Annotated in this window: 25 protein-coding genes and 1 pseudogene; 12 read left to right on the top strand and 14 right to left on the bottom strand. The window is 68.7% G+C overall.

The features are described 5' to 3' along the window. Positions 1-136 precede the first annotated feature (136 nt). Both VFB40_RS16170 and VFB40_RS16165 read right to left on the bottom strand, forming a co-directional pair. Positions 137-826 carry a PRC-barrel domain-containing protein gene (locus VFB40_RS16170; protein ID WP_324851535.1) on the bottom strand — a complete coding sequence of 230 codons (690 nt, stop codon included), beginning with the start codon at positions 824-826 and terminating at the stop codon, positions 137-139. An 84-nt stretch (positions 827-910) separates the two neighbouring features. Next, complete coding sequence (locus VFB40_RS16165) at positions 911-1,681, bottom strand: TetR/AcrR family transcriptional regulator (RefSeq protein WP_324851534.1); 771 nt, start codon at positions 1,679-1,681, stop codon at positions 911-913. A gap of 144 nt (positions 1,682-1,825) precedes the next feature. Between VFB40_RS16165 and VFB40_RS16160 the strand changes: the two genes are divergently transcribed. The 3 genes from VFB40_RS16160 to VFB40_RS16150 all read left to right on the top strand — a co-directional run bounded on the left by VFB40_RS16160 (position 1,826) and on the right by VFB40_RS16150 (position 4,794). Next, the gene (locus VFB40_RS16160) at positions 1,826-2,326 is read left to right on the top strand and encodes an Hsp20/alpha crystallin family protein (protein ID WP_324851533.1); all 501 of its coding nucleotides are present in this window, start codon (positions 1,826-1,828) and stop codon (positions 2,324-2,326) included. Positions 2,327-2,668: 342 nt separating this feature from the next. Further along, on the top strand, positions 2,669-3,049 hold the full coding sequence (locus VFB40_RS16155) for a hypothetical protein (protein ID WP_324851532.1): 381 nt from the start codon (positions 2,669-2,671) through the stop codon (positions 3,047-3,049). A gap of 413 nt (positions 3,050-3,462) precedes the next feature. Continuing rightward, complete coding sequence (locus VFB40_RS16150; protein ID WP_324851531.1) at positions 3,463-4,794, top strand: PP2C family protein-serine/threonine phosphatase; 1,332 nt, start codon at positions 3,463-3,465, stop codon at positions 4,792-4,794. Positions 4,795-5,276: 482 nt separating this feature from the next. On the opposite strand, the gene VFB40_RS28795 is transcribed toward VFB40_RS16150, so the two are convergent. From VFB40_RS28795 to VFB40_RS16120, 7 genes and pseudogenes are all read right to left on the bottom strand, one after another. Continuing rightward, entirely contained in the window at positions 5,277-6,446 is a 1,170-nt protein-coding gene (locus tag VFB40_RS28795; protein ID WP_414642097.1) for an ice-binding family protein, read from the bottom strand. A 610-nt stretch (positions 6,447-7,056) separates the two neighbouring features. Beyond that, positions 7,057-7,299, bottom strand: a complete 243-nt coding sequence (locus VFB40_RS16140) for a hypothetical protein (RefSeq protein ID WP_324851529.1) — start codon at positions 7,297-7,299, stop codon at positions 7,057-7,059. A 370-nt stretch (positions 7,300-7,669) separates the two neighbouring features. Continuing rightward, positions 7,670-8,440 carry a GAF and ANTAR domain-containing protein gene (locus VFB40_RS16135; protein ID WP_324851528.1) on the bottom strand — a complete coding sequence of 257 codons (771 nt, stop codon included), beginning with the start codon at positions 8,438-8,440 and terminating at the stop codon, positions 7,670-7,672. 56 nt (positions 8,441-8,496) lie between these two features. Further along, positions 8,497-9,213 carry an ANTAR domain-containing protein gene (locus VFB40_RS16130; RefSeq protein ID WP_324851527.1) on the bottom strand — a complete coding sequence of 239 codons (717 nt, stop codon included), beginning with the start codon at positions 9,211-9,213 and terminating at the stop codon, positions 8,497-8,499. A 228-nt stretch (positions 9,214-9,441) separates the two neighbouring features. Next, a pseudogene (locus VFB40_RS28880) lies at positions 9,442-9,507 on the bottom strand (DUF1003 domain-containing protein); the annotation flags it as partial. Between the two features lie 206 nt (positions 9,508-9,713). Next, on the bottom strand, positions 9,714-9,950 hold the full coding sequence (locus VFB40_RS16125; protein WP_324851526.1) for a hypothetical protein: 237 nt from the start codon (positions 9,948-9,950) through the stop codon (positions 9,714-9,716). Positions 9,951-10,415: 465 nt separating this feature from the next. After that, positions 10,416-11,024, bottom strand: coding sequence for a TetR/AcrR family transcriptional regulator (locus tag VFB40_RS16120; RefSeq protein WP_324851525.1), 609 nt, complete (start codon positions 11,022-11,024; stop codon positions 10,416-10,418). Positions 11,025-11,112: 88 nt separating this feature from the next. Between VFB40_RS16120 and VFB40_RS16115 the strand changes: the two genes are divergently transcribed. The 3 genes from VFB40_RS16115 (at position 11,113) to VFB40_RS16105 (ending at position 14,243) form a co-directional block, all read left to right on the top strand. Continuing rightward, positions 11,113-11,832, top strand: a complete 720-nt coding sequence (locus VFB40_RS16115; protein ID WP_324851524.1) for an SDR family NAD(P)-dependent oxidoreductase — start codon at positions 11,113-11,115, stop codon at positions 11,830-11,832. A gap of 373 nt (positions 11,833-12,205) precedes the next feature. Then, complete coding sequence (locus VFB40_RS16110) at positions 12,206-12,904, top strand: STAS domain-containing protein (RefSeq protein ID WP_324851523.1); 699 nt, start codon at positions 12,206-12,208, stop codon at positions 12,902-12,904. A gap of 319 nt (positions 12,905-13,223) precedes the next feature. Continuing rightward, positions 13,224-14,243 (top strand): hypothetical protein, encoded by a 1,020-nt coding sequence (locus tag VFB40_RS16105; RefSeq protein WP_324851522.1) that lies wholly within the window; start codon positions 13,224-13,226, stop codon positions 14,241-14,243. Positions 14,244-14,903: 660 nt separating this feature from the next. On the opposite strand, the gene VFB40_RS16100 is transcribed toward VFB40_RS16105, so the two are convergent. Beyond that, the gene (locus VFB40_RS16100; RefSeq protein WP_324851521.1) at positions 14,904-15,290 is read right to left on the bottom strand and encodes an STAS domain-containing protein; all 387 of its coding nucleotides are present in this window, start codon (positions 15,288-15,290) and stop codon (positions 14,904-14,906) included. Positions 15,291-15,790: 500 nt separating this feature from the next. On the opposite strand from VFB40_RS16100, the gene VFB40_RS16095 reads away from it, so the two are divergent. From VFB40_RS16095 to VFB40_RS16085, 3 genes are all read left to right on the top strand, one after another. Then, complete coding sequence (locus VFB40_RS16095) at positions 15,791-16,075, top strand: GlsB/YeaQ/YmgE family stress response membrane protein (RefSeq protein ID WP_324851520.1); 285 nt, start codon at positions 15,791-15,793, stop codon at positions 16,073-16,075. A gap of 401 nt (positions 16,076-16,476) precedes the next feature. Further along, positions 16,477-17,175, top strand: coding sequence for an ANTAR domain-containing protein (locus tag VFB40_RS16090; RefSeq protein WP_324851519.1), 699 nt, complete (start codon positions 16,477-16,479; stop codon positions 17,173-17,175). Positions 17,176-17,233: 58 nt separating this feature from the next. Further along, positions 17,234-18,004 (top strand): GAF and ANTAR domain-containing protein, encoded by a 771-nt coding sequence (locus tag VFB40_RS16085; protein WP_324851518.1) that lies wholly within the window; start codon positions 17,234-17,236, stop codon positions 18,002-18,004. 59 nt (positions 18,005-18,063) lie between these two features. On the opposite strand, the gene VFB40_RS16080 is transcribed toward VFB40_RS16085, so the two are convergent. The 4 genes from VFB40_RS16080 to VFB40_RS16065 form a co-directional block, all read right to left on the bottom strand. After that, positions 18,064-18,354, bottom strand: a complete 291-nt coding sequence (locus VFB40_RS16080) for a hypothetical protein (protein WP_324851517.1) — start codon at positions 18,352-18,354, stop codon at positions 18,064-18,066. A gap of 242 nt (positions 18,355-18,596) precedes the next feature. Then, positions 18,597-18,815: an RGCVC family protein gene (locus tag VFB40_RS16075; protein WP_324851516.1), complete on the bottom strand. Its 219-nt coding sequence runs from the start codon at positions 18,813-18,815 to the stop codon at positions 18,597-18,599. Between the two features lie 192 nt (positions 18,816-19,007). Beyond that, positions 19,008-19,451, bottom strand: coding sequence for a lipopolysaccharide assembly protein LapA domain-containing protein (locus VFB40_RS16070; RefSeq protein WP_324851515.1), 444 nt, complete (start codon positions 19,449-19,451; stop codon positions 19,008-19,010). A gap of 217 nt (positions 19,452-19,668) precedes the next feature. Further along, positions 19,669-20,607 carry an acyl-CoA desaturase gene (locus VFB40_RS16065; RefSeq protein WP_414642096.1) on the bottom strand — a complete coding sequence of 313 codons (939 nt, stop codon included), beginning with the start codon at positions 20,605-20,607 and terminating at the stop codon, positions 19,669-19,671. A 999-nt stretch (positions 20,608-21,606) separates the two neighbouring features. Here VFB40_RS16065 and VFB40_RS16060 point away from each other — a divergent pair. The 3 genes from VFB40_RS16060 (at position 21,607) to groL (ending at position 24,819) form a co-directional block, all read left to right on the top strand. Further along, the gene (locus VFB40_RS16060) at positions 21,607-22,164 is read left to right on the top strand and encodes a DUF5994 family protein (RefSeq protein WP_324851513.1); all 558 of its coding nucleotides are present in this window, start codon (positions 21,607-21,609) and stop codon (positions 22,162-22,164) included. A gap of 159 nt (positions 22,165-22,323) precedes the next feature. Next, positions 22,324-23,208, top strand: a complete 885-nt coding sequence (locus tag VFB40_RS16055; protein ID WP_324851512.1) for a slipin family protein — start codon at positions 22,324-22,326, stop codon at positions 23,206-23,208. A 33-nt stretch (positions 23,209-23,241) separates the two neighbouring features. Further along, on the top strand, positions 23,242-24,819 hold the full coding sequence (gene groL, locus VFB40_RS16050; protein ID WP_324851511.1) for a chaperonin GroEL: 1,578 nt from the start codon (positions 23,242-23,244) through the stop codon (positions 24,817-24,819). Positions 24,820-25,277 lie beyond the last annotated feature (458 nt).

Here is a 25,277-nt window from a genome sequence, read left to right as displayed (position 1 = left end):
CGATCCCCGCACGCTGCATCGCCCAGCCGCCAGGCCGCGGAGGTAAACCCGGAGCCGGCAGCCCCGGTGTGACGACGTGCCTGTGTCCCTGTCGGCCGTTCCGTGCGGGCTGTGACGCGGTCACCGCGTCCATTCCCTAATTCCGGTCGTCAACCTCGACCGGGGGGAGATCGCGCACCTGGTCCTTGCTGAGCGTGAGCTGCACACCGCTTTTGGCGCTCGCCACCGCGCTGATCGGGATGGCGACCCGCTTGCGGCCCCAGAGGTGGCCCTCGTCGAGCAGTATGTGGGTCACGTGGTGATCGCTGGGATTGATCACCAGTCCCCGGACCCGGCCGATCGTCCCGTCCACCGCGTGCACGGGCTCGCCGCGGCGTACCTCCACCTCACCGAGCGGCACTCGGTCATGGACGATGGCTCGGGGAGCGGCGGCCATGGCCGTGCCTCCCCTGCCCATGTCCACGCCTCCGGTGCCCATGCCCATGCTCCCTCCAAGGCCGAGCCCGTAGTAAGGCCAGAGGAGCATCTGCTGCTGTCCGTAACCCCATTCTCCCGGTACCGCCGACAGGAACTGCGTCTCTTCGGCGTTCTCAAGCGTGTCGAACCGGGCGATGGTGCAGCGAAGCCGGATCTGCCCCGAGTCCGAATACGAGTCCACCAGGTCCAGGGGCACGAGGCGGCCAGTGCCCCTCTGGTGGGCCGGTTCCACGACCAGATGGGTGAGCGTGCGGGCTACGGGGTCGATGACGACGCGGGTCAACTGCCCGCAGATACCGTCGCTGCAGAAGACTTCGGTTCCGATGGTGAAGTGCGTGATCTCGCTCATGGCGCCGCCGGTCTCGGTGAGAGTCGCAGCGGCGAGGGGTGCGTAGGTCCGGACAGACCCAGGCGCATGCGTGGTCCCATCATCTCACGAGTGGCCTGCCCGGTGTTGTGTGTCGGGCGGGGACTTCGTGGGCCGGGGTGGGGTGGTTTCGAGGCCGCGCAGAATGGTCTGCAGACCGGTGGTGAAGCGTTCGTCGCGGTTGTCGACCCACACGTGTTCGCCGAGCGCGACCAGGGTGGGAAAGCGGTCGGCTGGCAGGGCTCGGATGAAGGCGTGCAGTTGGGTTCTGGTCGCGCCGTCGCGCACGCGTTGTTCGTTGACGCTGCTGGGGTCCTCCAGGGCGAATCCGAGGGTGTAGCCGTATATCAATGAGTAGGCCAGACCTGCTTGTCGCGGTGGCAGGCCGGCTTCATGCAGGGGCGCCAGGAACGCTTCGGCCAGGGCGAGGGAGTGCGGTCCCAGCGGGTCGCGGGTCTTGAGCAGGCCTGCAATGCCGGGATGCGCTTCCAGGACCGCGCGCAGCCGGTGCGCGAGCACCCTGATGCGTTCGGTCCAGGGCGCGCGCTTCTCGACGCTGGTGTCGACCTCGGCCAGGACTTCGTCGAGCACCAGGTCGTGGAGTTGCTCCTTGTTGCGCACGTGACGGTAGAGCGCACCGGGAACCACGCCCAGGCGCGTGGCCAGGGCGCGCATGCTCAGCGCGTCCACGCCGCTCTCCGCGATGATCGCCAGCGCCTCGGCGACGACGCGTTCCCGGGTCAGTACCCTGCGTTGGGCCTCCTGCCCGGCCGGCGGGATGAACCACAGCGGGTGTGATCCCGTGACGGCAGCGCCGTCCTGTGGTGGCTGCGCCATGTTCGGTCCCTCATGTCCGGTTTGACGGTGAACGACGTTCACGGTAATGTGAACATTGTAGCTCGAAAGCAAATGCCGTTCACTTAGTCATTTTCTGTCGGGCCGCCGGGCCACCCGGCTCGGCCAGAGACAAAGGAGAACGGCATGACTGTCCTAACCGACCTGTTCGAAGACCTGCGCGACGCGCAGGAGGAGATGCTGCGTAAGACCCGCGGCCTGAGGTTCGGCCACATGTACGAGAGCGGCGCGGGTGACACCACGTGGGTGCCCACCGTCGATATCGCGGAGCGCAAGGACGCGTACCTGGTGACCGTCGAACTGCCCGGCGTCGGAATCGACGACGTGGAGATCACCTGCCAGTCCGGTGTGATGACGATCCAGGGCGAGCGTCGCCACGCGGACGACTCGGCCGAGCAGACGATGCACCGCGGCGAGCGCCGGTTCGGACCGTTCCTTCGCTCGATCACGCTGCCGAGCAACGTCATGGCGGACGCGATCGACGCCTCCTCGCAGGACGGCCTCCTGCTGATCACCGTGCCCAAGCCGAAGGAAGCGCACGCCAAGCGCATCCAGGTACACGCCGGCGTGACACACACCACCCGGACACCCACCGCGCTGGACGGCTACGGCGAGAACCAGAGCTGATCCCGCCCGTGTGAACTAGCCCTCGGGCATCCGCCCGAGTAGCACAGAGGACCGCCACCGCCTCACCAGCGGTGGCGGTCCGCGCATTGCCGAAAGCAGCCCGCAAGCAGCCCGCAATCAGCCCCACGGCAAGGCGCTCCGGCTTTCCGCTCCGACGAAGCGGCAGTACATTGAAGGCGTCACCCCGGACCCCGGCGGCGCGCTTCCCATGGCAATCGCGAATCCTCCGTAGCGGTTCGGGCTCTTCGCGCGCGTACCGAATTCGGTTCCCACCGACACACGGGACGCGCCAGATCGCGAGAACCCCGTCGCCTTCGGAGACACTCCAATACAGGGGCGTCGGTGTATACGTTGATCTTCGTGCTCTTGGTCCCCTTCATCGTGCTCGGCATCGTGATGGGCCTGTTCTGGTGGGAGGAGCGCATGCTGCCTTCGACCGAGCGCAACCTAGCCGCCTCCTTGATGCAGTCGATATCTGAATTCCCGTCAGCACAGCTCTCGCCAGCAGAGGGTGCAGGGCAATTCGCGGCGGGCAGTGACGTATCAGGGCTCTTACCTGTAGGCCCGGCGGAACCAGCGGAACTCTCCACGGCGATCGCGCCCGGCGCCGCCGGCGCTCGCCTGATCTCCCATCCCGGGGTTTCCGGGCCGGCGCGGCTCGCCCATAGCCGTCCGGGGACACGGCGCTTGCGCAGCAGCGAGCCGTCAGGCTCTCGTCGATGACTACCGGAGCCGTCTCGCAATGGGCACGGAGATCATCAGTGGTTCGCTGAGACCGGCATGGTCCTCGCCGTGTTGAGATGCACGCAGAGCGCGGCGCGGAAATGCCAAGTCCAGACAGATCCAGGCACGCTGAATACTCCGAGTATTTCACGCATCGAAGGCGTACGCCGACCACCACGAACCCGGCTGCCGCAGCCGGCCCGGCAGTGGTCCGATCTGCGCACGTGAGCACGGCGATCGGTCGCGTTAGCCCATGTAGGTGGCACAACAATCCCGCAACGAGGTCTGTTCGGCTACCGAGACTCGTATCCTCACGGCGCCGCCGCACGTCTGGTTCAATGGACACCAGGAGCCGGGACCCCGCTTCGCATGAACCAGTCGGTCACGACGCATGTTCGACGGAAGCGGCAGCTATGGACGTTCTTCGCGAACCGCCGGCTTCGACCTCCGCCCTGAACGGCGCGAGCGACCCGCCCGCGACAGCGCCGTCTGTTGCGGCCGGACTGCCGCCGTCCGCGGCCCTGCGCCGGGCCGGTCCGGCGGACCCCGAGGCCGGTGAGCCGTTCGCGGAGCTGGCCCAGTCGGTTACCACCATCCTCGGCGTCGCGCTGGCGTTTCTCGCGGTTCTCGACCAGCCGTTCGCGCGCCGCGGCGGTGCCGGTGTCATCCACGCTCGTACCAGCCACCACGTGGTTCCGCGCAACTTCGCGCAGTACTCCTTCGGCCGCCGGATCGTCGGCCTCGGCCAGGAACTGGTCATCGACGACGCCGGACTGGTCGCGGACCCCGGCGTGCGACGCCTCGTGGTGGGCGGCGACCTGTCGGCGTGGGCCGGATGCCCGGTGCGCGACGCGGCCGGCCGCGTCGTGGGCGCTTTGTGCGTGGCCGATCGTCTGCCGCGGCGCTGGAGTGCCCACGACGTCGACGTCCTGCGCGCTTTGGCTGCGGTCGCCTCGGGCGAGTTCGCACTGCATGCGGCGCTAGACGCCTCGCGCCGCCACGCGACGCAGCGTGCTGAGTTGGCGCAGACCCTGCAGGAGAGTCTGCTGCCGCCGTGGCTCCCGCAGATCCCGGGCCTGGAGGTGGCTGCTTGCTACATCGCCGGCGGCACCGGGGCGGAAGTGCTCGGGGACTTCTACGATGTGTTCCCCTCGCTGCCCGGCAGTTGGGGTGTTGTGGTCGGGGACGTGTGCGGCAAGGGCGCGGGAGCCGCCAAGAGCACTGCCATGGCCCGCTACACATTGCGCGCCGAAGCGCACCGGCAGAGCCGGCCGAGTGAGGTGCTGGCCGCGCTGAACCGGGCGCTGTTGGACTGGCCGAGCGCGGACCCGCGCTTCCTGACCGCGATCTACGCCACGGTGGCGCCGACCGCGTCTGGGGCGTCGGTGCAGATCGCCGCCGCCGGACACCCCCTGGCCCTGATACACCGCGCGGACGGACGGATACACGCGTTCGGCCGCACCGGAACACCGCTTGGGCTCTTCCCCGACCCCGAGCTGAGCGACTCGCGTACGCGGCTGCACCCCGGCGACAGCCTGATCATGTTCACCGACGGCGTTACCGAAGCGCACCGCCTCGGCGACTACGAACTGTTCGGGGAGCAACGACTGCGCGAGGTGATCGCCACAACAGCGGGCAAGGCCGCCACAGACGTCGCACGGTGCATCGCGCAGGCAGCCTTGGCCTTCGGCGGCGAGCCGCCCGCCGACGACACCGCGATCCTCGTACTCAAACCGGCACGCTGACGTGCGGCGGCGCACGATCCTCGCCGCCGAACGATGCAGGCCAGCTCAACGTACTGCGCTGACAACAACACGCACGGGCCGACGGTCCGATCCCGTTGCTTCAGGAGCCGCACCCACTGGCGCTTGAGCTCGGCGGCGGCACGGGACCACAGGCTGACGATCTCAGAGCGCTGACCGGCCCGTCGCGTCCGCTGATCAATCTCTGTATCGGTACCGCGATCGCCGCAGTCGGGATGTCGGTGACCTGCGTGAAGCCGAAGCGGCCGGCCGCGTGAACGAACTGCTCGCGGCCAGTGTGCGCCTGTGCCTGCGCGGGCGACAGGGCTAGAATGTCCGAGTGCTGTTTCGCTAGACACGCGTCGCCACAATGTTCTGATAGCCGTGAGGCGAGACCGCCCTGGTAGGGATCCGGTCGAGGAATGCCGTCAGGCCCGGGGCGACGGCTGTTCGGCCGTCCCGGGCCTGACGGTGCTCATCGCGGCTCACTGCCGCCGCGTCTGCTTACGGGTCGTCAGTACGGCGCCGCCGAGGACGAGCAGGCCGGCGCCCGCAGCGGCGGGCAGCAGCGGGCCGGCACCGGTCTCGGCGAGTTGTCCACCGCCGGACGATGTCGACGAGGCGGATGGCGTTGCGGCGCCGGACGGGCTGGCGCTGGAAGACGAAGTCCTGGTCGCGGTCGGCGTACTCGTTGCAGTCGCGCTCACCGAGGGTGTTGCGCTCGCGCTGGATGACACGCTCGCGGTGGGTGTCGCGCTGTTGGAGGCCGAGGCGCTGGCCGAGGGTGAGGAGCTCGCGCTGGCGCTGGCCGAGGCTGACTCGCTTGCACTCGCGCTGGCCGAGGGAGACGCGCTTGCACTGGCGCTCGGGGAGGATGAGGCGCTAGCGCTGGCCGAGGGTGAGGCGCTGGCGCTGACCGAGGATGACGCGCTAGCGCTGGCGCTCGGGGAGGACGAGGCGCTGGCGCTGGCCGAGGGTGAAGCGCTAGCGCTGGCACTGGCGCTCGCGGACGGTGACGCGCTGGCGCTGGCCGACGCGCTCGTGCTGGCCGACGCGCTGGTGGACGGCGAGGCGCTTGTGCTGGGTGTAGCACTGCTGCTGGCTGACGTGCTTGCGGTGGGGCTGGAGGACGCGGTGCTGCACTCGGGTCGCGTGATGGTGTTGTCGTCCAGCGTCACGGCACCGTTGCGCGCCAGCAGCCTTCCGGTGATCTTGGCTCCCGTGGTCGCGCCGATGGATGTCAGAGCCATGATGGTGCCGTTGAACGTGGAGTTCGTGCCCAGGGTCGCGGAGCTTCCGACCTGCCAGAACACGTTGCAGGCCTGCGCGCCGTTGATCAAGGCGACGTTGCTTGCCGAGCCGGTGATCAGCGTGCTGGCGATCTCGAAGATGAATACCGCGTTCGGATCGCCCTGGGCATCGAGCGTTACGGTTCCGGTCAAGCTCAGGCTGGAGGTGGACTTGTAAGCCCCGGCCACGAGCGTCTGCCCGGTGAGGTCACCGGACTCGCTGGTGGTGGGACTGCGACCAGCGGCGTCGTTGTACGCGATGACCAGGTCGCTTTGGGCTTGCGCGGCGACCGCGTCCGCCGCGTGGATTGTCCCGTTGCTCACCGTGCCCGGCGGGAACCCGGTGACCGCAGACCCTGGACTCACGCCGAGATCACCGCTGATCGTGGTAGGGCCGGTGTTGGTGACCGTTGACCCGGCCAGCACCGCAAAACTCGTGGCGGTGCCCAGGCTCACCTACGCCTCGATGTCGTCGACGGCACCAGCCGTCCGCCCTACACAGCGATCGGCCCACGCTCGGAGATGAGCGTGGGCCGATTCGCACCCGGTGTGCCTCAACCTGCGGGCAGATTCTCGTTTTCAGCCGCCCGCAGGTTGCGCAGTCACTATCGCCGCTGCGCCCGGCGCGTCCGATAAGTCACGGCGCTCTGCGGATCCCCGACCTGGCGTGGCTCGGGTGCGGCATAGTCGTCTGTGGACGCTCGCGTCGCGCTCGCCTGCGGAGCGGCAAGCCGCGGATCGTGCCAGACGCCCGTGTCCGCGCTCGGCCTCTGCGTAGTCGTCGGGCGGCGCCGATCCCGCCTGCGCAGTTCGCTCAAGGCTCGCACGAGGAGGATCGCAAGGGCGGCCACCCCTGCCAGCATGATGATCACACCGACGGTGTGGATGCTGATTCCAGAGATCGTGAAGCTGACCGCGTAGGTCAGCGTCGCGCCCACCGCGATAGCGGCGAGAGCGCCGGCCGCACCTTGCGGCCTCATCGCTGCGCGCTGTTGCGCTCGGACTGGCGGCGGTTGCGTCCTCCGCCCTGCGTCCGGGCGGCGGCGGGCTTGGGGGACAGCGTTCGGCGAAGCGCGGCGCGCTGGCTGGCGAACCGCTGCGACCACACGCCGGTGAAGAGCTGCCGGCGCGACAGGCTGGGCGGCGCGGCCGCGGGTTCCGGCCCGGCTGCGGGATGCCGGTCGGCGATCGGCTGGGAAGGGTTCTGGTTCGGCATCATCAGACGCCTGTCTCCGGACCGCGTGTGCATCCGGGTTCTTGATTCGCCCACGGCGACGCTGGAGTGATGACCAGCGTTCGAAATGCCGTGTGTACTTTTATTGTACTCCTTTTTTCCGTAAGCCCGTGCCGGTCCCGGATACGTTCCAATGTGTCGGGCGCGATGTCACGAGCCTGAGCTTGCGTCCGGACGGCGAGGTCGTCGCGGCGGTATCTGCGTACGATCCGGCGCAATTGGAGGAAGCGTGTGCTGCCGATCGCCGGGGTGAGCGGGCAGCCGGCCACGGCGGCGGCCAGCAGGGCCAGGGCGACCGGCAGCACACGACGACGGACGGATCGGAAGTGATGCGGGCCTGAGCGCGGTGCCGCGATCAGGCCCGTTCCAGCCCCCGACGGTCGGCGTCTGCCGGTTGCGGACCGGAGATCAGTTCGGTGGCTGTACTCGTGCCGTCGGCGACCTGTCGGGCGAGTTCGGATAGGTGCAGGTTGTGGTTGCGAGCGTATGCGCGTAGCAGGGCGAACGCCTGATCGACGTCGATGCCGCGGCGTTCGGCCAGTACGCCCTTGGCCTGTTCGATAGTCACCCGGCTATTGAGGGCCCGCTGCAGCTGCGTGGCGAGCAGTTCGGCCTGCTGCGCACTGCGCTGGGCCAGGATGCCGATGGTGGCGACGTCGGCCAGAGCCTGTCCGGTGTGTATGTCGTCATCGCTGAGGGCACCTTGGTGGGCGCGGAACAGGTTCAGGGCTCCGATGATCGTGGAGCGCAGCCGCAGTGGCAGGGCGTGCACGGAGGCGTACCCGGTGGCCTGGGCGGCTTCGGCGAAGCGGGGCCAGCGTTCTTCGCTCGCGCCGAGGTCCGCGTTGACCACCTGGGCGCCGGTGCGGAAGGCGTCCATGCAAGGACCCGCGTCGGCTTGCAGCTCGAACAGCTCCAGCAGGCGCGCGCTCTCGCTGGAGGCGGCGGTGGCGTGCAGGTGCCCGCGCCCGTCGGCCAGCATGATCCCGGCGGCGTCCACGTCGAGCAGCTGCACGCAGCGCCCGGCCAGAGTGTGCAGGAACTCGATCACGTCGAAGTCGTCGACGAGAGTGTCGGCGGCTTCGACGAACGCCTCGACCAGCTGTTCTTCACGGGTCACGGTCACCCCTTCACGATAGGCCCTGGGTGCGTCGCGGGAGGCGCGCACCGCTCACGGTCGTGTCACTTGTCGCGGTCGTCAAAGCGCAGTCGGCGCGCCACCACGTCCGAAGCGACTTCGGCGATCGACCGGCCGTCGGCATAGGCGTAGGAGCGCAGTCGCAGCAACGCCTCGGCCAGGCTCACCCCGAGCTGCACGCTGATCATGCCGGTGGCCTGGTGTACCTCGGCCCGGTAGGTCGGCCAGTCCGCTCGCGGCCACTCGGCAGAGGGGCCGGCGCGCTCCTCGGTACTGGTCGACTGCTGGCGCAGTAGCAGCAACGTGACCGCCTCGGCCAGGGCGAACGCGTCCGCGAGGGCGCCGTCGGCCAGCGGCCCGGGCAGGGCGCGGTGAGCCATGAGCACCCCGACGCTGATCGCCCCGATCCGCAGCGGCAGCGCGAACAGGGCGCGCACCCCCAGCTCGGCGGCGGCGGGAACGAACACGGGCCAGCGGGCGGCCGCCGCTTCCAGGTCCGCCACCAGCACTGGTGTCCCGGCCTCGGCGTCCAGACCCGGACCTTGCCCCAGGGTGAACTGCAGGCCCTCCAGCGCGACGCTCACCGGTTCCCGGCCCCAAGCCAGCACCAGACCTGAGGACCCCGTGCCCAGACCCGCGCAGATCCCATCGACCCCGAGGGCCACCGCGGCCTGCGCGGCCAGCGTGCGCGGCAGGTTCGCGCCCGGTTCCCGGCCGCCGTCCAGCAGTGCGAGCACCGCGGCCATGCGATCGCCGACCACGAAGTGATACCGCCTTTCCTCTGCCACGATGCGGGAGCTGTGTCAGGCTGACCGGCTTGTTTATCTCGTGGCGCCCAGCCGCACGGGTTCAGGGGCCACGGGCGCCGGACCTGATGGCTCGCCGAGGTCTCGTCCCAGGCTGGTGAGCGTGGCCTTGGCGGTCGGACCCGGCTTGCTCGATGCAGTGTCAGTGCGCGCCGTGTGCGTCGCGGTGCCAGGCGATCAGGTCAGCAGAATCAACGGCGCGGCGTACGCGGCCTGCGTGGAGAACAGCAGGGGCAACAGGATGAACGGGAGCTCTGCACGATGATGAACCGCCAGGAACCGAACACCCCGGCCACCCGGTCGTCGCGGGCGCGCCGATTGTGAGTGAGAGTCCTGATGCACGCTGCCGCTTCCCGGCTGGACTGCCACTGTGGCCGAACCGGCCGCTTCGGTGACGCTTTGTTATTCGGTGGACGTGGTGCGCCTATTCTGAATCTGACGAGCCCCGCCAGGGATCATGGCGCGTCTACGTGCGCCCTTTCGGTGCGCTCATTCGCGATGTCGATGCGGTCGCGCCGGCTGTCCGCGACGATGAATCCCAGGCCGAGAGCCATCACGATGATGGCCACGACCCATAGGAAATGCACCGCCAAGCCGATCAGACCGAAGAACAAAGCCAGGAACAGCACGACGAGCATGACGGCGTCCGGGCCCCTCTTCTGGAGCAGCAGCCGCGCGAGCCGCTCGTTCAACCGGGACTCCGAGGTGGAGCGGGGCGACTGAGCGGGCTCCGGGGCGACGCTCGGCGCGGGCTGTGCGGCGTCCACCGCAGTGTCTAGGCGGTGGTCGAGCCGAGGAGGACTGACGTCGTGGTGATTGTCTTTCAGGTCGGGTCTCATGAATGAGACCCCCGATCTCCCTCCGATGGCGGAGGGGCAATAGCTCAACTTGAGCTACTCACAGTCTACCTCTCGCGGACGGCCCGGGAGGCGTGCGCACGTGACGCCACCGCAAAGGCCGGGCATGGGCGCCGTCCCGCGCTACTCCGATGTCCGCTGAATGTGGCGTGACATTCGCCAGCTGAGACACGGCGGTTGGAAGTGCGGCGAGGGACCGTGGGGTCCAGACAGGTCCCGGCGCGCTGCCGCCCGGCCCGGGCCGAATGCAGCGCCTGCTGCGCTATACCCGTTGGGATGCCGGGCCGGAGTACTGGCTGACTACGGCTTTGGCCAGTTGTTCAACGCGAGATTCGCGACGTGCAGCAGCTCAGGGCGGGAACTACCACTCGCGGCCTGGACGGCGATCCCGTTGGCGACTGTTCTTAGGTAGAGCGCGAGAAGATGGGGATCTGTGGAAGGCGGAAGGTCACCGGCGTCCACCGCCTGTTGAAACCGGCGCGTCAAGTGGGCTATCCCATCCTCACGCCATGCGATGAGTGCGGCTCGGACGTGGCGGCTGTCATCCCCGGTAGCCAACGCACCCTGCACGCCAAGGCAGCCCGCGGGGAATCCCGGCATGGTTGCCGCTTCGACCGCCCCGTGGAGCACGGCAGTAGCCACTGCTGCACTTGTGGGCTGTGCTAGAGCTCGGGCGAAGTAGGAGGTCAAGCCCTCGGTGTACCGCTCTAGCGCCTTGTAGAAGAGGTCTTCTTTGCTGCCGAACGCCCTATACAGGCTGGGGCGGCTGATACCCATCGCTTCGGTGAGGTCGTCAAGGCTGGCGCCCTCGAAACCCTTTGACCAAAACACCAGGACTGCGCGATCGAGTGCCTCGTCGATGTCGAACGCGCGAGGCCTGCCAGGAGAAGCCGGTGTCGTGGAGGGCATTTCTTCATCCTACCCATTCGATACCGATCGGTACGGATGTGCTACCGTGTTTCGTACCAACCAGTACGTTATACGGAGAGGCTGTATCGTGTCACAGACCGTACTCATCACAGGCGGAACCTCGGGCATCGGCTTGAGCCTCGCGCAGTCCTTCGTGCAGCTCGGGGCGTCTGTCGTCGTTTGCGGGCGTTCGCAGGCTGCGCTTGACCGATTCGCGCAGGCACACCCGCAGGCGCTGGCCGTGCGGGCTGATGTGACCAACGCAGCCGATCGGGCAGCGTTGTTGCAAGCGGTCGCCGATCGCTTTGGGCGTTTGGACGTGTTGGTCAACAACGCCGGTACGTTCGAGGAACGAGACTACGCTGCCGGCAAGAACCCCAACGCGACTCTCGATGCCGAGGTGGCGTTGAATCTCAGCGCCCCCGTCCACTTGACGGGTGAAGTGCTCGAGCGGTGGCCATCGCCCGACGCGATCGTATTCGTCACCTCGGGGTTCGCTTTGGTCTCGCCCACTCGCGCGCCCACCCACGGCGCGGTGAAGGCCGGCCTGCACGGCTTCGCGGATGGCTTGCGCCGTCAACTCGCCCCGCAGGGCACCCATGTCCTCGAGGTCCTCCCGCCGTCTACGGACACGCCCATGAACGCCGAAGCCACGGGGAAGAAGCTGACTCCCGCACAGGTGGCGGCGGTCACGATGAAAGCTCTTCGGCGGCGCAGGAAGATGGCATTCCCCGGTCAGACGAAAGTCATGCCCGCCATGCTGCGCATCGCGCCAGGCACACTACGACGCGTCGTCGCCGGGCTCTGAACCCCGGAGAGATCCTTCCCCCGGCAACACCTCACCGGGTGGAACTCCCGTCTCCCGCGAAGCCGAAGGCGTCTGGCCGTTTCAGCCTTGCACTCCAGCTGTGGTTCAAAGATCCCTATCAGCCCGGTCTGGAGACCGGCGGACTAGACCGCGCGACCGCGGGCCGGCGCCTGCATGCCGCTTCTGCTACTCCAGCTTGCCATTGCTGCCCGGGGGCCTGCTCGTCCGTATTCGGGCTGTGAGCGCGGCAGTCGGGTGTGATGTCTGGAGCTCGAGTGCAGCGCTTTGTCAGGCTTGGGCGGGTAGAGTCCTATTGCAGTCTCCAGACCCTGGGCTCGCAGGTAAGCACATGCGTGCGAGGGATGGGGCAGTCATGGCCAGCGGACTGTTTGTGCACGATGTGACGGTGCCCGGTTGCGTGGTGCTGAGCCTGTGTGGCGAGTTGGACGTCTTCACCGCCCCGGCGCTGCGTGCGCAGCTCGCCGAGTTGGCCGCGCGGGGACAGTGTCGGCTCGTCTTCGATCTCGCTCCGCTCAGTTTCATCGATGCACACGGGTCGGGGGTGCTGCTCGCCGCCGCGGTCCAGGCGCACGAGCGCGGTGGGTGGGCCCGCTTGATCGGTGTGCGCCGGCGAACGTACCGGGGCCCGCACATTCGGCGCCTGATCAGGCGGCTGCCGGTCTATCGCACGCTCGAAGACGCGCTCGACGCTCCGCCACGGCACTTAGCCTCTGTCCTGGTCCGCCGGTTCGGTGAAACGCGGCAGCCTCTGGTCCGCGCCGTGTGCATAGACGGCTCCAGCGGTGGCGGTCAGGGCGTTCGGGTGGTGCAGGTGTCGCGGCCGCTCATTTCCATCGGAAATGTACTGGCTGCGGCGCGCAGGCACTCGCCGTTCCTCGTCCGTCGCAGTGCTCCGCCGCGACGTGAATTTCTGCCTGCTGGACCGCCGCGCGTGCGGCCCCTTACGCAGGCCTGGCATGAACAAGGCTACGAATACAGCCGTGAGGATGTGCCTGGTCGCGATGGGGCTACAAGCGGGTCGCCATCCCGATCGGCGTGGTGGCGGACGTGAGAACGGCGTGCGGCTCACGCTCGACAAGAACCAGGCGCGCGACCTGACCAAGGGCGGATGGGCCGCGAGTCGGCATCGTCGTCTCGGTTCGACAGGGGTGGGAGTGGGTCCGTCTACAGCGGCCGGGTAATAAGGGGATGCGGACGATCATCGTCAGCGGAGGGGCTGGCCACGTGAGGAGGTCGGAGTGACACGGTATGCGATAGACCTGGAGCGCGGAGTACTGACGGCCAGTTGGGCGACCGGCGCTGGCGATACGGCGATCACGGTCGCGGCGCTGCCCGGGGAATGCCCGCCAGGGCTGGCGGGGGCGCTCGCGATGGCGCTGAGCGGATTTTCGGATGCGGCCTGGCATACCTACACTCACCCGGTCAGCGCCGCCGACGGCCTGGAGGAGAACAGCGAGGGCTGGTTGCGTCAGTGTGAACGCGAGGCGTTCGCGAAGGTCCCGCACGCGATCCGCTCTCCGAACCTGCCCGAGCACGGCATGATCGTCCAGTCGTATGTCGCGGTCGAGGAGACCGCGCATCGGGTTGGGCGCGCTCTGCACGCGATCGGGCGCAGCGAGCTGACCGACTCGGTGGTGCTGGAGGCGGGGGAGGAACTGGCCTCGATCGAGGCCGCCGAGCGCGGGGAGTTGGTCGGGCGTGCCCGTCAGGCGGTGGTCGTGAGCCGGGCGGATGCATCCCCGCTCCAGGTGGCCGAGGCCGACCGGTTGTTGGCGGCCGACCTGTCGGGCGGGGACGAGTTGTTCACGCGGATCGACCCGACGGCCGCTGCGGTGGCTGCCGCGCACTGGCTGCACGCGGCCGCCGTCGTGGCCGCATTCGCCTCGGGCACGGACCTGCGGCATGTGGTGGAGCAGTCCAGTGACATTGAGGCGCTGGCACACGCCACCCCGACTCTGGTGCTGCATCTGATCGAGGACGGGGCGAGTCCCCGCGAGGCGGTCACCGCGCTGGTCCGCGAGGCGATGCTGGTCGCCGAGGGGATCATCCCCGACCCGGCCGGGCTGGTGGACGCGGTTGCCCGGGTGGTGGGCCGGGCGCAGGACCCGGACGCTGACGAGGAGGACCAGGAGCTGGCCCGGGACATGCTCGCCGAATTGCGCGCCACCCCGCTCGATCCCTCCCGCCCCGCGCTGGACCTGCTTGAGGATCTGCTCGCCGGGATCCACGGCTGTCGCCTGCTCTATGAACAAGCCAAGGATGGCGACAGCGACGAGCGCGGGCGCACCGACGCCGAAGCGGGACCCGAGGCCCGTGAGGATGATACGGATGCGGTGTTCCTGGATCTCGTGCGGGCCGAGGCGGTCCGCACCTGCGGCCGGCTGGTTTGAGCGGCGTCTATGGCAGGATGCCGATCGGATCACGAAATGCACCAGCGACTCAGCACTTGAAGTCGGCGCTTGACGGCCTCTGGCTGCGCTGTATGGCGTGGCGGCCTCGGGTACGGCCGGTGACGCGGTCACCGTTGCCGGCGGCCTGGCCCGGGCCGTGTGCCGAAGCGGTCACGCCGCATACGCAGGGGTGGGAACGAAGGGGAGCGGGTGCGCCGCGCGGTGCGCCGAACCAGGACGACCACGCCGTCCGGATATGCGGCATACCGCCCCGACGCGGTGCGGGGGTTGACGGTCGGTGCACGCCCGATGTCGCTGGAGGATGGCGTCGCCACAGGGATTCACCTAGCGCAGGAAGGACAGGCAGCGAGGCGGTTCGCGAGACCGGCGTAGGGTCTAGACCTGATCGGGAACTCGATCGGGCTGCGTGGATACGTGTTCTAGTCCGAGTATGTATCGATCGCGCGGCAAGCGATAGGGGGCTCCCTACCCCGGTGCCGTGTTCCGCGCGTCCCTCCGTCCGTTCATGACAAGGGTATTGATTTCACGGGCGGGATGAGCGGCGCGGGCGCGTGTCGCTCGTTGCCGTCGAGTTGGGCGCGACGTCACGTGGAGATCGGTCACAGACCTCTGGCGCGAGGGCCGGCGCGCTCCGGAGCATCAGACGCCTGCAATCGCGCACACGCCGGGCGTTTCCCGACCCGCGGCGGAAGGAGGCATGGCATCGAGCGGGGGCGGGTCGGCAACGTTCGCATCGTCCTGATGGAGTGCGACCAGCTCGAACAGCCGGGCGACCGGGAGGGAGACGGCAGCCACGTGCACGCTGCCTCCGGCCGTCGTCACGTGCTGGTCGAAGGCCCGCAACGTACGCAGACCGGCGAAGTTGATGAACGTGATCTGGGACAGGTCCAGCAGGATCGGGCCGCTCACCGGCTCGGCCAGCGCCCGCAGCCGCAGCAGTAGATCGCCGGCGGTAGCCAGGTCGATCTCGCCGCGTACGGCGATCATGTGTATGTGCTCGTCACGTCGGGTGGGGAATACGTCCATGAATGGCCTCACGCTTCGGGTGTGCAGCACCGAGCGCGTGATGGTGCGCGGCCGGATTGCGCACGGGCCGCACACCCTGACGCCTCCTGCGCCGGAATCGCGGCGCCAGGGTCCGGAGCGTCATAAGCTACCTTGACCATACTCGAAACCTTCCGAGCTGAAACCACCTAACAGCCCGCATCGCATCGCCCTGCGATCTGTGCTGTCGCAGGTTGTGTCCTTCCGTGCGGGATTGACAGTCGGATCGTGTCCGGCGTTCGCACCTTTATTCTGGTCCGACCGGTTTCGAGGCAGTACGCTGAGCAGGTCACTCCGGACCCCGGCGGCGAGAACATCCACCACCCTCACGGATCTTCTCCGACGATTCGGGGTTTTTCTGTGCGTGGACCGGTTCGACCCTCGGCGATGCGCCCCAGGGCGAGTGCGGCCGGCGCCGTGGGATGACCGCGTGGTGGATGTGGGCGCTTCTTCGAACGCAGTCATCTCATCTGGGAGTCTTCATGGGCGTCATCGCCTGGATCGTGTTGGGAATCATCGCCGGCGCCGTTGCCGAACGCCTCGTCAGCCGCCGTGCGTCGCACGGCATCATCATCACCTCGCTGATCGGCATCGCCGGCGCGCTGCTCGGTGGCTGGCTGGCCACCAAGTTCTTCCACGTTCACAGCCTGCAGGGTTTCTTCAACCTGTCCACCTGGATCACCGCGCTGGCCGGATCGGTCGTGCTGCTCGGTGCCGTGCACCTGGTGGAGGGCCAGCGCGGAGGGCGGCGCAGTGTGCGCCGGTGAATCGCCGGGGAGCAGGGCGCTGGATGAACCCGTTCATCCTGCTACTCTCCACCCAGGCCGCGTACGCCGCCCGTTGATCCCGCCGAGCCGGAACCCAGCGGGCCGGCACCGACCAGATCAAGGCAGAACACGACTATCAACTCAGCCAACGTGTGCTCGCCTACTTGATCGCCTGGCGCCGTGACACACACCCGGCCCGTACTGCCGCTGCATCGAGGAGATTGGATCCACGCTGAGGCGGCGCTTATCGGCCAGGGATACGGTCCGGCTTCCCGACTGGATCCGGCGCCCTTCGCCGCCGGACCTGTGCACATCGAGTAGGGCACTGAGTAAAGTCAGCCGGTCGGGCCCCGCAGCATCACGGCAGAGGTAGGCGGTGTCACGCTTTGGTCAGCGATCGGATGGCTGCGGTCCTAGCACTGCTGGACGGCGACCGAGAGCGCGGCGCGAACCTGCCGCAGTCGGTGGCCGTCGAGGCCGCAGCCGTGTTGGGAGTCGACGGAATCTATGCCGCGCTGGGCACCGGGCCCACGGGCCCGGTGTTGGCCTGGGGACCGGAGACGGTCAGCGCCAAGTTGGAGGAACTGCAGTTCACCCTCGGCCATGGCCCCGGCATTGACGCCGCCGCCGGGGCGCCGGTACTGGTGCCCGACCTGGCCGCCGAGACGGCCCGCTGGCCGATGTTCGTCCCCGCCGCCACCGGATTGGGGGTGCGCGCGGTCTTCGCGTTGCCGCTGCGGATCGGGGCGATTGGTGTTGGCGCGCTGCTGGCCCACCGCGCCGTCCCGGGACCGCTTGTCGACGGCGCCCTGACAGATGCCTTCGCCCTGGCCGGCGCGATCACCCTGCTGCTGGCGCACCGGCAGTTCACCTGGACCGACCGCGCCGACGACGCTCCGCAACCGGGCTGGGCGCCTGTCGCGACCTACCGGGTCGAGGTCCACCAGGCCACCGGCATGATCAGCGCGCAGCTCGGGGTGAGTCTGGCCGAGGCCCTGGTGCGGCTTCGCGCGCACGCCTACGCCGACGGCCGCCCGATCTCGCAGGTCGCCGCAGACGTGGTGGCCCGCCGTCTGCGTTTCGACGACCACAACCGGTAACACATCCGTGTGCGGCACGGCGCTGCCCGAGCCGCACTGAAGGGCCTATCGTGAGGGCGTGACCGTGACCCGTGAAGAGCAGTTGATCGAGGCGTTTGTCGAGGCAGCCGATACCCTCGTCGACGAATTCGACGTCATCGAGTTCTTGCACACTGTGGCAGGGCGGTGCGTGCAACTGCTCGACGTGGACGCCGCTGGGCTGATGCTGGCCGACCAGTACGGGCAACTGCACGCCACCGCCGCGTCTACGGAGAGCGCGCGTCTGCTGGAACTGTTCGAGCTGCAGGCCGACGCAGGCCCCTGTATGGATGCCTTCCGCAGCGGTAGCCAGGTGATCAACGCCGACCTCGCGGCGAGTCAGGAGCGCTGGCCCCGCTTCGCCGACGCTGCCCAGGCCACCGGTTTCGTTTCGGTGCACGCCCTGCCGATGCGGCTGCGCGCCACGATCATCGGAGCGTTGAATCTGTTCGTCGCCCGTCCCGGTACGCTCAGCGACGCCGACGTGCGCACCGGGCAGGCGCTTGCGGACGTGGCCACCATCGGGATCCTGGCTCAACGCAGCGTCCAGCAGGCCGAACTGCTCGCGACCCAACTTCAGCAGGCGCTCAACAGCCGCATCACGATCGAGCAGGCCAAGGGCGTGCTCGCGGAACGCCGCCGCATCACCGTGGATGAGGCCTTCGCCCTGTTGCGCGCCTACTCCCGCGACCACAACCTGCACCTGTCCGACCTCGCCCGGCAAGTCGCCGACGGCACCAGCACCGCCACGGAGTTGCTCTCCAGGCCGCCGCGCGACGAGGTGCGCGCTCGGCAGCCTGAACCGAACTGATCGGCTCAGCCACATGTGCGCATTCACGGTCACCCGGTTGCTCTGACCCCAAGCCTGGTTCAGCGCGGCGATGAATTCTGTGGAATGCCCGCTTCCGGGTCCGGACGCTGTGGCGGCGGCGCGCGGAGGGAATCATCCCGCTTGCGCAGGCTCCTGACAGACCACGCCAGGCGGATCGCCAGGGCTGCCAACCCGGCCGATGAGATGGTCACGCCGGCGACGTGGTTGCTGATCCCGGAAATCGTGAAGTCGACCGCGTAGGTCAGGATCGCGCCCACCGTGATCGCGGCCAGCGCGCCGGGCACGCTTGGCGGCTTCATCGTCGCGGACTTCTGCGCGCGGACTGGCACCGGTTGCCTCCGCCGCCCGGTGACCAGATGGCGGCGCTCCCAGAGAACAGTGCTCTGCGAAAGCGCGCGCCGGTGACCGTGTCACGGCGGATCGCTTCAGGCGACGTGGCCGCGGGACGCACCGCGGAGCCGAGGAGCGGGTCGGCGATCGGTGCGGAGGAAACCAGTTTCGGCATTATTCGGACGCTTGGGGCTGGGCAGGACCGGCAAGCCTTTCGGTGAATCCCGTCCAGGTGCACAGCTCACATCCGGCCCGCGTACGTCCCGGTCCCAGTGCGGCAAATGCAGCCTCGGTCCAATCCTCCCGTGACCGTCGCGTCGCAGTAGCGGATGGAGATCCGGTCGTGTTGGCTGTAGGGGTGTCCGCACGTGCACAGGTTGGCCGGGGGCAGTTGTTCGGCGGGATCGACCTGGATGCTCACGGTCGTCGCGGCCACGTGGTTGTTCACTGAAAGGGGCATGACACTCACCGTCTGAGAGATCGAAATTGGAGGTGTGGCGAGGAGCGTGAGGTCTAGACAAGTCCCGGCGCGCTGACTGCTTTGAGGGTTTCACGGATCGAAGGTGCCAGAAGACCGTGCGCGGCCGGCACGGTTTGGGAACGAGCCGGCTGACCCGGCGCGGCTGCGGGCCGGCGCCTGCATGCCAGCTGTCTACGACTCCAGCTTGCCATTGCCGCTGCTGCTCGGGGTGCCTGCTCGTCCGTGTTCGGGGCGGTAGAGCTGCGCAGAGTCGGGTGTGACGTCTGGAGTCTGCGGCGGCGCTGTCGGGGCGGAGGCAACGAGGTCGTCGCGGCGGCGTCTGCGCACGACCCAGCGCAGTTGGATGATGCGTGTACTGCCAACTGCGAGGGTGAGCAGGCAGCCGGCCACGGCGGCGGCCAGCAGCGCGACCGCGAGAGGGAAGCGGCCGTGCAGGGAGAAGAAGGAGATCTTCGTCGCGCCGGCGTTCTGTGCGAGGAAGACGATGAGGGCGACCAGGACGAGGGCCGCGATACAGGCCAGCACCCAGGTGGTCCCGGCTCTGGTGCGCGGGGGCGTGTGGACGGGCGCGGAGGTCTCGGGTACTGCCGGCCCGGTGGGCGTCGTGTTCGGCATCGCTGGCGAGGGCGGGGCGATTTGGGAACGGCGGTGTAGCTTCAGCATGGGGTCCTCTAGATTCTTTGGCAGGTTCGCCGGTGTGCCCGGTGTCGGTCATCGCACAGTTCCTCGATGGTGCGACTGGTGCTCTCCGCTTTCCCGAAGAGTTGCGCGGTCGCCAGGTCGGCCCGTGCCTGGTGCGGGCGGGCGCGGGCGGGGCATGTGTACCTGAACATCACGATGCTGCGCTGTGGGCTCTGGCGGGCGGGCGGGTCCCGCCGGGGCGGCGGCGTCGCTGGTCGAGCCGGGTGGCGATGGGCCAGTGCACGTCCCGTGCCCAGCCGAGGCGTTCGAATAGCCGGATGAGGGCGGCGGACGGATCGATCTGCCCGCGGTCGACGCCGTGGCGCGCGCAGGCCGGATCGCTGTGGTGCGTGTTGTGCCAGCTCTCGCCGAGGGAGAGCAGTGCGAGCGGCCACAGGTTGGTGGCCCGGTCGTGTCGTCGGGTGGTGTAGGGGCGCTGGCCCAGCAGGTGGCACAGGGAGTTCACGCTCCAGGTGACGTGCTGGAGCAGGAATACGCGCACCAGCCCGGCCCATAGCAGTGCGCTGAACGCGGCGCCCAGACTGCCCCCGATCGCGAAGCCTGCCAGCGCGGGCAAGGCGAGGGAGACCACGCACAGAAGCGGGAATGCGCTGCTGATACGCCGCATGACTGGGTCCGCGACGAGGTCCGGTGCGTAATGCTCGGTGCTGGTCGCCTCAGTGCTGAACAGCCAGCCGATGTGGGCGTGGGCGGCGCCGCGCAGTTGGCCGAGCGCGCCGGTGCCGTAGCGATAGGGAGAGTGCGGGTCGCCGGGACGGTCGGCGTAGGCGTGGTGGCGCCGGTGGATGGCGACCCAGCCGATGACCTGGCCCTGGAAGCTCATCGAACCGGCGATCGCCAGCGCGGCGCGCAGTGCGGGGCGCGCCGTGTAGCTGCGGTGGGTCAGACAGCGGTGAAACCCTGCGGTGACCCCGAACCCGGTCAGCAGGTAGAAGAACGCCGCCAGCCCCAGATCCGCGGCGCCCAGCCCACGGCCCCATTGTGTCCAGATCGCCGCGCCGAGCCCGATGAACGGACCGAGCACGATCAGGCCGGTCACCGAAATCCGCACGGCGCGCTGCGCGTCCATCGGCCCGGAAACGTCAGCCTCGGGAAAGCGGTCTGCGCCATTGTAGGGAGCCGTCGCCACGGATCCACCTCGCAAATCGGAGAAGCAGCGAGGCGGGGATCGAGACCGGCGTATGGTCTAGACCTGATCGAAACTCGGTCGACTGCGTGATGAGTGCCGCACTGCTAGTATGCGCGCGTTTCGGCCCGAGCGACACCACGGGCCCGAACACCCATACGCGAAATGCTGTCAGTAGCTTGCGGGTGCCTTCCCGATCCGCTCTGTACGGTACGCCAGCTGCAGGTTCGCGCCCTTCGGCCGCCTGTTCGCGCGCCGCCGTGCCGCGCTTCCTCACCCGGTGCGGCGCATTCGGCCAGCAGGTCGGGGATGGGCACTGGTGAAGCGCACGAACCGGGCGTCCTCCATGCCGTGCCGCTCGGTCGGCGCCGCGGGGCACAGGATGCGTTCGCTCAGCGCGGTGTCAGCTGAGAATTCGAGGTCGTAGGCGGACGCGGCGATCCAGCGAATGCGTTCGATGGTGCGGTGGGCTCCCTGGCGCGCGGTCAGCTGCTGCGGCTGCCGATCGCCCGGCAGATGCGGATGGCGCCCTGCGGACTGTCGCGCGGCTGGATCGCACCGCCCTCCCTTTCAGCGCCTAGCTTGCTTCACGATGGCTCGGCGCGCGCATTCCCAGGCGTCGTCGAGACCTGCTGGGTCTCGACCTGGAGGGCGCCTACTGCCCGCAGATCGTTGCCGCGACCTACCAGGACACGGGGCTGTTCGGGCAGCGTCCGCCAGGCTGGTACGACGCGGGCAGCAGTGACGCAGCGGGAACCGCCCCCTGGCGGCGTGCATCCTGACCGCTGCCGGAATCTCCTCTGGCTCCGCGTCCAGCGTCAGGCGAGGGCTAAGGGGCGTAGTATGAGTGTCACCGAGGGTATTTCGCACGACGGCTTCCAGGCCGGCCTCGCCCCTGGCGATTGGCAACCGGCCCGAAGTGGGCCCTGATCGGCGCACGCCATGACCGTCCTCAACACCCCCGATTTCCTGACCGTCCCGGCCGCCGCATCCACTCCGAGAGCGTCGGACGGGTTGCGGTTGAAGCGGCGCGATCCCACCGGCGCCGACGGATTCGTCGACGGCGGTTGGTGGCCCCACTCGCTCGACCTGAGCGTGGAGCTTCCCCAACTCTTGGCCGAACTGAGCTCGGCCGGCCACGATGTCGCGCAGGTCATCTACAATCCGACCGCCTGGAAGCCGGCGCCGCGCACCCTGGCCGCAGCAGGCCGCTCGGTGACCCTCGCCCCTTCCACCGGCCAGGACGCCGCGTCGATCAGCCTTGTCGACAGGGCGGGCTCGAAGCGCACCGATCTGGTGGTCGTCCCGCCGCGCACCGACCTCCGGGTCGCCGAGCGGGTCCTCGCCCTCGCGGGGCTCGGCGGCGATCTGCGCCGCGCCGTCGGCATCATCGAACGCGCGAACAGCGGGACGCAGACGCCGCTCGGAGACGCCGTGCCGCTCGACCCACTGTCCGCGGCGGCTTGGGAGACCGACGGCGGGCGGGGCCTTACGGGGTGAACATCTCCGCGCCCGACATTTCCATCACCCATCGCCATCGCCATCGCCGTAGCCACGGACCATCTGCGGAGCGTTAGCCGTCCCGGCCTGCCGCAGAGCGAACGCATCCCTCCCGACCCCTGTAAGCAAACTGATCCGCTCTCTCAAGGGAGTACCACCGTGGGCATTCTGATCACCGTGCTCGTCGTCGTCCTGGTGCTGGCCCTTCTGGGGTTCGCACTGTCGGTGCGGATCGTCAAGCAGTACGAGCGCGGTGTGCTCTTCCGGCTCGGGCGCGTGCAGGGGCCGCGGCCGCCGGGTTTCCGGCTGATCATCCCGTTCGTCGACGTCTTGCACCGGGTCTCGTTGCGCATCGTCACCCAGCCGATCCAGTCACAAGGCATCATCACCCGCGACAACGTCAGCGTGGACGTCTCCGCGGTGGCCTACTTCCGCGTCGTGGACGCCGTCAAATCGGTCGTGGCCATCGAGAACGTGCGCGCCGCGATCGACCAGATCGCCCAAACCACGCTGCGCAAGGTCGTCGGCCAACACACCCTGGACGAAACGCTCTCCGAAACCGACCGCATCAATCTGGACATCCGCGAAATCCTCGACGTGACCACCGTGGACTGGGGCGTCGAAGTCACCCTGGTCGAACTCAAGGACATCCAACTGCCCGAGAGCATGAAACGCGCCATGGCGCGCCAAGCCGAGGCGGAGCGGGAGAAGAGAGCGAAGATCATCAACGCGGAGGGGGAATCCCTGGCCGCCGCGGCGCTCGGCGACGCCTCCGACACGATGATGGCCCACCCCCTGGCCCTGCAATTGCGCAACCTGCAGAGCCTGGTGGAGATCGGCGTGGACAAGAACACCACAGTCGTCTTCCCCGCGCCCCTGATGACCACCATCGCGGAACTCGGCGCGTTCCTCGCCCGTGAAAGCGCCGCCGCGACCCCGCCGCCCCCGCAGCCGGCGCCGGCGCCGACCTCGGGCCGCGCGCCGCTGCGTATGGCTGCGGCGGTCGCCATGCCGCGCCCGGACGAGGTCGGGCCCACGAAGTAACCCCCCCGTAGCTTCTAGCGAAGGACACAGTGCATGGCCAAGTTGATCGCATTCGACGAACAGGCACGCCGCGGTCTGGAGCGAGGCGTGAACATCCTCGCCGACACAGTGAAGGTGACCCTCGGGCCGCAGGGCCGCAACGTCGTGCTCGGCAGCACGTGGGGCGCTCCCACCATCACGAACGACGGGGTGTCGATCGCCCGTCAGATCGAACTCGGCACCTCGATAGAGCGGATCGGGGCCGAACTGGTCAAGCAGGTCTCCAAGAAGACCGACGACGACGCCGGGGATGGCACGACCACGGCCACGGTGCTGGCCCGCGCCCTGATCCGTGGCGGGCTGCGCAACGTGGCGGCCGGCGCCGACCCGATCGCGCTCAAACGCGGCATCGAGGCCGCGGTCGCGTCGGTGTGCGTGGTACTGGCCGCGGCTGCGCAGGAGGTGCAAAGCAGGGAGCAGATCGCCGCCACCGCATCGATCTCGGCCGGTGACAGCGCGATCGGCGAACTGATCGCCGAGGCGATGGACAAGGTCGGCAAGGAAGGCGTCATCACCGTCGAGGAGTCCAACACCTTCGGTCTCGAGCTGGAGCTGACCGAAGGCATGCGTTTCGATCGCGGCTACCTCAGTCCGTACTTCATGACCGATACCGGCCGCATGGAAGCAGTGCTCGATGACCCGTACGTTCTGATCGTCGACGACAAGATCGCCGCCGTGGCGGACCTGCTGCCCCTGCTGGAGAAGGTCGTGCAAGCAGGCACGCCTCTCGCGGTGATCGCGCAGGACGTCGAGGGCCAAGCCCTGGCCACGCTGGTGGTGAACACGCTGGGCGGCGCGCTGAAGTCCCTGGCCGTCAAGGCGCCGGGCTTCGGAGACCGCCGCCGGGACATGCTCGGCGACATCGCGGTGCTCACCGGCGGCCAGGTCGTCTCCGAGAGCGTCGGACTCACCCTGGAAACCTGCGGCCTGGAAGTACTCGGCCGCGCACGCAGGATGGTCGTCACGCAGGACGAGACCACCATCATCGAGGGCCTCGGCGACGGCGACCTGATCACCGGGCGGGTGAACCAGATCCGCGCCGAGATCGAGCGCAGCGACTCCGACTACGACTCCGAACATCTGCGCAAACGCCTGGCCAAACTCGCCGGCGGCGTCGCGGTGGTCAAAGTCGGCGCCGCGACCGAGGTCGAACTCAACGAGCGCAAGCACCGCGTCGAGGACGCCGTGCGCAACGCGAAGGCCGCCGTCGAGGAGGGCTTGCTGCCCGGCGGCGGCGTGGCCCTGGCCAACGCCGCCCGCACCGCGTTCGACAACCTGGACTTGACCGGCGACGAGGCGACCGGCGCCGGCATTGTGCGCGCCGCGCTGACCGCCCCGCTACGACAGATCGCGGCCAACGCCGGCCTCGAAGGCGGTGTCGCCGTGGACAAGGTCGCGCACCTGCCCGTCGGCCACGGCCTGAACGCCGCGACCGGCCATTACGTCGACATGGTCAAGGCCGGCATCGTCGAGCCGACCAAGGTCACCCGCTGCGCGCTGCAAAACGCCGCATCGATCGCCGCGCTGTTCCTCACCATCGAGGTCGTCATCGCCGAAGAGCGAGAGAAATAACACTGGCAGCGCGGATTCCGAGAAGCCCACACGCCGAAGCACCGGACGCACCTCACCGCAGCACCGCAGCACCGCAGCACCGCAGCACCGCACGGCGGATCCGAAGCGGTCCCGGCCCGCAGGCAGCGTGCCGTCCGCCGGCGAGTCCCGGTCTCAATCCCGGTCGCGATCTCGTCGTCAGCGAAGCGATGGCACTGGCGGGCCCGGTGCTGGAAATGTCGGCGGCACCGCGCGCAGGCGTGCGGGCTCCGCTGGCGCTCCCGGCTCGGCGCGCTCCGGTGGCGGAATGGCTCTGCGCTTGTCGAGCTCCGCCTCCTCCGGCACCGCGGGAGCGGCGAAAGCCTCGCAACACTTCCGCGGCCGAGGCCGCTGACCTGCTTTCGTCCGGTGCCTGCGGCCGGCACGACACGCGCGGTCTCGCTGCTCGTCGCAGACCGCGCAGTCGGCGACGGTCAGCC

The sequence above is a fragment of the Actinocrinis sp. genome, from assembly GCF_035650855.1.
Lineage (GTDB): Bacteria > Actinomycetota > Actinomycetes > Streptomycetales > Catenulisporaceae > Actinocrinis.
This window is presented reverse-complemented; position numbering and strand designations above follow the sequence as displayed.

What these genes read in the sequence shown, in the direction of transcription:
- VFB40_RS16120 (WP_324851525.1), bottom strand. Translation starts at nt 11,024, where the DNA reads ATGCCCTCCACGACACCGGCTTCTCCTGGCAGGCCTCGCGCGTTCGAC.
- VFB40_RS16095 (WP_324851520.1), top strand. Translation starts at nt 15,791, where the DNA reads ATGGGCGTCATCGCCTGGATCGTGTTGGGAATCATCGCCGGCGCCGTT.
- VFB40_RS16100 (WP_324851521.1), bottom strand. Translation starts at nt 15,290, where the DNA reads ATGGACGTATTCCCCACCCGACGTGACGAGCACATACACATGATCGCC.
- VFB40_RS16070 (WP_324851515.1), bottom strand. Translation starts at nt 19,451, where the DNA reads ATGCCGAACACGACGCCCACCGGGCCGGCAGTACCCGAGACCTCCGCG.
- VFB40_RS16170 (WP_324851535.1), bottom strand. Translation starts at nt 826, where the DNA reads ATGAGCGAGATCACGCACTTCACCATCGGAACCGAAGTCTTCTGCAGC.
- VFB40_RS16060 (WP_324851513.1), top strand. Translation starts at nt 21,607, where the DNA reads ATGACCGTCCTCAACACCCCCGATTTCCTGACCGTCCCGGCCGCCGCA.
- VFB40_RS16065 (WP_414642096.1), bottom strand. Translation starts at nt 20,607, where the DNA reads ATGGACGCGCAGCGCGCCGTGCGGATTTCGGTGACCGGCCTGATCGTG.
- VFB40_RS16105 (WP_324851522.1), top strand. Translation starts at nt 13,224, where the DNA reads ATGGCGCTGAGCGGATTTTCGGATGCGGCCTGGCATACCTACACTCAC.
- VFB40_RS16090 (WP_324851519.1), top strand. Translation starts at nt 16,477, where the DNA reads ATGGCTGCGGTCCTAGCACTGCTGGACGGCGACCGAGAGCGCGGCGCG.
- VFB40_RS16160 (WP_324851533.1), top strand. Translation starts at nt 1,826, where the DNA reads ATGACTGTCCTAACCGACCTGTTCGAAGACCTGCGCGACGCGCAGGAG.
- VFB40_RS16075 (WP_324851516.1), bottom strand. Translation starts at nt 18,815, where the DNA reads ATGCCCCTTTCAGTGAACAACCACGTGGCCGCGACGACCGTGAGCATC.
- VFB40_RS16150 (WP_324851531.1), top strand. Translation starts at nt 3,463, where the DNA reads ATGGACGTTCTTCGCGAACCGCCGGCTTCGACCTCCGCCCTGAACGGC.
- groL (WP_324851511.1), top strand. Translation starts at nt 23,242, where the DNA reads ATGGCCAAGTTGATCGCATTCGACGAACAGGCACGCCGCGGTCTGGAG.
- VFB40_RS16165 (WP_324851534.1), bottom strand. Translation starts at nt 1,681, where the DNA reads ATGGCGCAGCCACCACAGGACGGCGCTGCCGTCACGGGATCACACCCG.
- VFB40_RS16140 (WP_324851529.1), bottom strand. Translation starts at nt 7,299, where the DNA reads ATGATGCCGAACCAGAACCCTTCCCAGCCGATCGCCGACCGGCATCCC.
- VFB40_RS16110 (WP_324851523.1), top strand. Translation starts at nt 12,206, where the DNA reads ATGGCCAGCGGACTGTTTGTGCACGATGTGACGGTGCCCGGTTGCGTG.